Here is a 5719-nt window from a genome sequence, read left to right on the forward strand (position 1 = left end):
AGTAAGGAGTTGATCTTTGACTTGTTGAGAGAGGTCGGGAAAGGTGAGTTTATCCATGATGTTTTATTCGAAAAATACAAAAACCCAATCACATTTACCCCTTTTATTTAGTGGTAATGACACTAGTTCAGAATATCCAAAAATATTGGTTGCCCCTGGGGTGACCCTATCCCCGAAAGTATTCGAGACAAGCTTTGTTCTCCCCTTACAGATAGGGAAAGAGAAGAGTTTCCCTACCTGCTGGTAGGGATGGGACCGAAGGATGGTTCAAATTAGCAGGATAATTCAAATAATATACACTTTAATCAAAGAACCAGAACAGACTTAGCAGCAAACATTACACATAATCTGCAAGATATGGAAATAGACTCATTAGTAAATATTAGACAAAAAGAGATCGGTAAAAGCCGAAGCCAGCAAATTAAAAAGCAGCAGGCAGCTACCGACTTTGAGGAGATCTTCGCCCGAAAATTGGTAAAGGAGATGACTAAAGATTCCTTCAAGATGGGCGATAAAAGTGGTGCGCTGGCACCATCAAATAATCTTTACCGGAAATTTATTACGGATACGCTCGCAGGTGAAATTGCGGCCAGGCGAAAATTGGGGATGGCAGATTTAGTAAGCAAATACTGGAGTCAATCATAACCTGTAACTCTAACAACAGTTGAAAACATGTCAAACGTAAGGATGGAAACAGGTGCCGAAGATGCTACTTATTCTTTGGAGGAAATAACGGAATTGATAACCCGGCTCGATGAACTGGCTGGGGAACTGCTCCGCGTGATGGAAGAGCAGATTGAGTCGGTTGTAGCTTCTCACCCGGAAAAGGTGGAGCAATTTACCGAGGAGCATACTGAACTGAAGGCTGAATTTAAAAAGCAGGAAGTCGCCTTTGTAGAGGAACTCAACAGGCAGGTACAGGCAACTTTTGGAAAAAGTGAACCCGTAAAACTGGAGATGTTGAAGCAGGTTTATCCCGGCTCTGCACCCGCGATCGACCAGTGGAGGGCGCTGCTCCGAGACAATTCAAGGAAACTTAAGCGGAAGCATCAGCAGCTTGTGGATCTGTTGCGGTTTGCGATGGGAAGAAACACCGAGATGATGCACTCCATCTATCATATGTATAACAAGAATAATACTCATTACAGCTCAACCGGAGGCACCAGCGATGTGGCTTCCGGCATGGCAATAAACCAGGAAGTATAGAATATGAGAACCTTATTTCAGATATCTAAGAGTGGACTTCGTAATGCGGAGAAGTCCCTCTCCGTGACTTCCAATAATATTATTAATGCAGATACCCCCGGTTATAGCCGTCAGCGGGTTGAGAATGCGCCCGCCGGTATGCAGATGTCTCGTTTTCATGCGGGACTGGGTGTCAACATCACGAATGTGAACCGGCTGAGGGATGAAATGAATGATACCCTTCTAAATGAAAAGAAGCAGGATATGGGCTACCTGCAAAAAAAGAAAGATGTGTTTGAAAAGCTGGAGTCAGCCATCGTGTCGGACTCGGGCGGCGGGCTGGACAGTAAAATCGGGAGCCTGTTTAACAACTTCTCCGAAGTCTCCAGTAATCCGCAAGATATAAGTATTCGGAATAACCTGATCAGCGAAGCCCAGCAGTTTACTGCCAAAATGAGTGAGGTCAGTCGAAATATAGATCGGGCCAGCGATTTGGTGAAGGATACGGCGGTGCAAAAAGTGGATTCAGTCAACGGTTTGTTGAAAGATCTGGATCAGCTGAACGATGCGATAACCAAGGCCCAGGCACAGGGTAAACCGGACCACAGCAGCCTGGATATAAGAACCCAGAAACTGGGTGAACTTTCAGAGCTGATCGATTTCGAGAGCCAGTTGACCGATACGGGTGCCCTTCAAATACGGGTAGGTGGAATGAAAGTATTAGACGAAAACAAGGCCCATACCCTGAAAGCCGAGGTAAACGATGTAGACAAGAGTTTTAAGCTGCGTATGGAAACCGGTCACATCGTTAAGGCAAGCGGTGGCGAATTGGGCGGTGAAATTGAGATGTACGAAGAGGAAATTCCCGACATGAAAAGGCGGCTGGGTACCATCGCCTCTACAATGGTTGAGGAGTTTAATGCCCTCCATCAAAATGGATATGGCCTGGAGGACAGTACTGCGCGAAATTTCTTTACTCCCGGTAATAAAACAGCAGCCACCATCAGCGTTAACCAAGCATTGGTAGATAATCCCCGTCATATTGCTGCCTCAACACAGGCCGGGGTGGCCGGGAATGGAGACATGGCTTCCCAGATAGCTGGCCTGAGGAACAAACGGATTGTAGAAAGCAATGCGACGAGAAACAGCAAGCTCGTTAACTACACAGTTGAGTTGATCAGTCAGCCCGGAAGTAAGCTAAATGGATTGGAGTCCTCAATCGCAGCACGCGATTCGGAGATACAGATGCTCAAAAATCAGCAGCAAGAGGAGGCAGGCGTCAATATCGACGAGGAGTTGAGTCGAATGGTCAAATTTCAAAATGCTTACCAGGGGGCAGCTCGGGTGATGAGTACGGCCCAGGATATGTATGACACGTTAATCAGTATAGCCAGGTAACAATTATGCGTATTACACAAAAAACGATGTTTAGCAATTTTATGCGGGATATTAATAAGAACCGCAGTGAGATGGCCGAGCTGCAGTCGGATTTATCAAGCGGCCGCTCGGTTCGTTTTCCCTCACAGGATCCGGTCTCCTTTCAGAGCAGCCGGATTATGGAAGAGGATATCAAAAAGACCGAGCAGTACCAGGGAAATATCAATAGTGGACTGCGGCAGGCCAGCCTTTCACAGGGTGCACTGGATGGAGCGATTGACGGGCTGATACAGCTGAAGGAGATCGCGGTACAGGGGGCGTCGAGCTCTTTGGGGGAAAACCAGCGCGAGAACCTGGCCGATAAAGTGGCTGGGGTTCGTAAAAACCTGGTGAATACCCTTAACCGTGAGTATGGAGAACGCCAGCTTTTTGCCGGCACCAACAGCGATACCAAACCCTTTGAGCTTCAGAACGATGGAACCGTGGTAAATAATAGTAATGATACCGCCCCTACGATTATAGCCGGGGATGGTGTGAAAATCGATATCAGCGTCTCCGGGGAGGAGATAGCCGATACGGAGGCGGGCGATCTATTTGAAGTGATCGGGGACCTGGAGCAGTCACTCCGTGATAATGATGCGGATGCAGTGAGTGACATGATCCCCAAAAGTGACAAGATCATAGAGCATGTTACGGATTTGACATCGAGGCTCGGGGACAATATCAACCGCATGGAGTTTATGAATGAGCAGTACGAATCTACCAAGATCACCCAAAAGTCTCATGTAAGTAAGTTGGTGGACACCGATTACGCCCAGGCCTTTTCAGAACTGCAGCGAAACCAGGTAGCGTTTGAGTCCGCCATGGCCGTTCACAGCAATATGTTTAAAAATACACTACTCGATTATTTGTAATAGTGTTGAGCTTTAGCCCCCCGGGCGGCAGGAACAGTCATTTGGAGGGGGAAGCTCTCCGCCTTGCCGCTGTTTTTGCGAACGGGTGGTTTAGAAGATTGACTCCAGTGTCATAGTTTTTTTATAGACAAGCGAAAAAGTAACGTCGGGATACAATTGAATAATTAATGATCACTCAGGGAAGCTATATGCGTACCTCATCACACACAGTTAATGTTACGGACAATAAAATGGGATGGATAGAACTGGTTCTCTTTTTATCGGACAACCGGTACCTGGATAAGCAGAGATTGTCGGAGTGGGAAAATCACTTTGCCAGGATGACTATTGCCGGGATGGGACCGCGCCCCGAAGATTTGCCGGCTAGGGTAGGATGGCATTCCTATCATCCGGAGGAAGCCCGTTCAACGGTGTGGAACAGGCTGCTTGCAGAATCCCGCAAAGAGTGGACTCTGTTTGTTGAAGATGATGAGCAACTCCGTTTAGATGACTTCCCCAGGAAGAAATCCCTCAGCCCAAACTGTTGGTTGACGACACTAATCCGCTATAGGAATGGCGGAGCACCGAGACACTTTTACCAGATTCGCTTGGTGCATTCTGGAACCGGAGATCTGTTTGATGGCAGAGGGCTGCCCGACTGCACGCAATACATCAGGCAGCAGAATATCAGCCTGCTGGAGCGACCTGTTATTTTTGAGCGGCAGTCTGACCCGGTGGCACATGTTGATACCGATGAAGAGCTTTCGGTACGATCGGCCTCTCCCCAGTTGTACCTGGTGCAGGGGGAGCGATATTTTAAACAGGGGAAATATGTGCACGCAGCCGCCCAGTACCGGCAGCTGCTAAAAGCGGAAAAGTTGTTGCCGTTTGATCGTCTTGGGGCTGTGAACGGTCTTGCCAGCTGTTTGACCGAGCAGTTTAAGTGGTCTAAGGCACTGGCCCTGGCGCAAAAATCGGTGGAGGCAGAACCGGCGCAGCGCGTCCCCTACCTGATACAGTTCAAAATATTTGAGCTGCAAAAGCAGTGGGAAAAGGCATACCAGGCGCTGCTCAGCTACTACGAAAAGTCTGACCGTAACTCCAGGGCCAATTTCGACCGGATGTTGCAGCAGGAGGAGGCATTGCTGAACCTTGCTAATGTGGCCTTGAAGGCGGGGCGACGAAAAGAGGCTTCTGATTTCTTTGAGAAGCTGTTTACCGTAAAGCAGGGAAAAGTAGAGCGTTCTTTTCTGCACAGGGTATTGCTTTTGTCTATTGAACTTTTCGAGTATGAACGATCTGTTTCCTTTTTTGAACGGATGTTTGGAGATCGCCTCCCGGACAAGCTGGATCAGGCTGAACAGGAAGAACTCGACGATTTTATGTCGATGTTTATGCAGAAAGGGTGGTATGAGTATGTAGCTGAGGTTTACCGAACGCTATACCACCATTACCCCGAAAATAGGGAGTATAAGAGGCGGCTGATTGTATCGTTAACCAAGATCAATAAAGTGGAGCGTGCTCGTGAGTTGATAACGGATGCCGTTTAGTGATAAGTCAAAAGCAAATACCTACTAGCTCCTCAAAAGGGTCGGCCAACATGTGGGATTTTATGGTGATTTTTTTGGTGGACAGTTCTTCAGTCCGATTCCTGGCGGATTTTCTTCACGGAAAAAATGAACACCCTCTTCCTGAATTACCCATTGTAATATTTCAGAAGGATAATAATTGTATCGGCTGTATCTAATGCAGGGCAATTTGACAATTACCGGTAAGAATTATGCATTTCGAACCACTGTTGTATGGTAAAAAACTTTTGGAGTGGCTACTACTAATTTCTGTTGTTCATTTTTTCAACGATGAAATCCGCCGGAAGTCGGACTAAAGAACTAAACGAAAAAAAATCGCCGGTGGAGGTAAACTTGACCTGAAGGGCTCGTCGTTCCGCTAAAAAAATCGCAGATTTTTTCTTCGCGCTTCCCTCCGCTTCCTTCCGGGCGGTCAACTTTACCAAGGCCGGAAGCCGGAGACAGATCTGTTATTGACATGTAGAATGTTAGCTTGTTAAAAAAAACCTAACCTAAAGAAAAGTTAGCTCGTTGCCCCCTCTAACCAGACGCCTTTTTCAGTTTATTTCGAGGGGCCTTTGCAGAACCCCTTGTTTTGGGGATTTTTCCCAAAACCGATAGGTTTAATCGAACATCGCCAATTTTTAACTCAAATGGAATCTTTTTATGTCGGATAAGCGCCATCAGCTCAGTATT

General features: G+C 47.0%; 5 protein-coding genes. All 5 read left to right on the forward strand.

Features of this window, described 5'->3' with window-relative positions; genetic code table 11:
• Positions 1–357: 357 nt before the first annotated feature.
• The 5 genes from NC796_RS26325 to NC796_RS26345 all read left to right on the forward strand — a co-directional run bounded on the left by NC796_RS26325 (position 358) and on the right by NC796_RS26345 (position 5005).
• Complete coding sequence (locus NC796_RS26325) at positions 358–645, forward strand: hypothetical protein (protein WP_310688860.1); 288 nt, start codon at positions 358–360, stop codon at positions 643–645.
• Positions 646–672: 27 nt separating this feature from the next.
• A complete protein-coding gene (flgN, locus tag NC796_RS26330) occupies positions 673–1206 on the forward strand; it encodes a flagellar export chaperone FlgN (protein ID WP_310688861.1) in 534 nt (177 codons plus the stop codon).
• A gap of 3 nt (positions 1207–1209) precedes the next feature.
• Positions 1210–2583 carry a flagellar hook-associated protein FlgK gene (flgK, locus tag NC796_RS26335; RefSeq protein WP_310688862.1) on the forward strand — a complete coding sequence of 458 codons (1374 nt, stop codon included), beginning with the start codon at positions 1210–1212 and terminating at the stop codon, positions 2581–2583.
• Between the two features lie 5 nt (positions 2584–2588).
• Positions 2589–3476: a flagellar hook-associated protein FlgL gene (gene flgL / locus NC796_RS26340; RefSeq protein ID WP_310688863.1), complete on the forward strand. Its 888-nt coding sequence runs from the start codon at positions 2589–2591 to the stop codon at positions 3474–3476.
• Positions 3477–3664: 188 nt separating this feature from the next.
• On the forward strand, positions 3665–5005 hold the full coding sequence (locus NC796_RS26345) for a hypothetical protein (RefSeq protein WP_310688865.1): 1341 nt from the start codon (positions 3665–3667) through the stop codon (positions 5003–5005).
• Positions 5006–5719 lie beyond the last annotated feature (714 nt).

This window comes from Aliifodinibius sp. S!AR15-10 (assembly GCF_031569985.1).
Taxonomy (GTDB): domain Bacteria; phylum Bacteroidota; class Rhodothermia; order Balneolales; family Balneolaceae; genus JAMQKA01.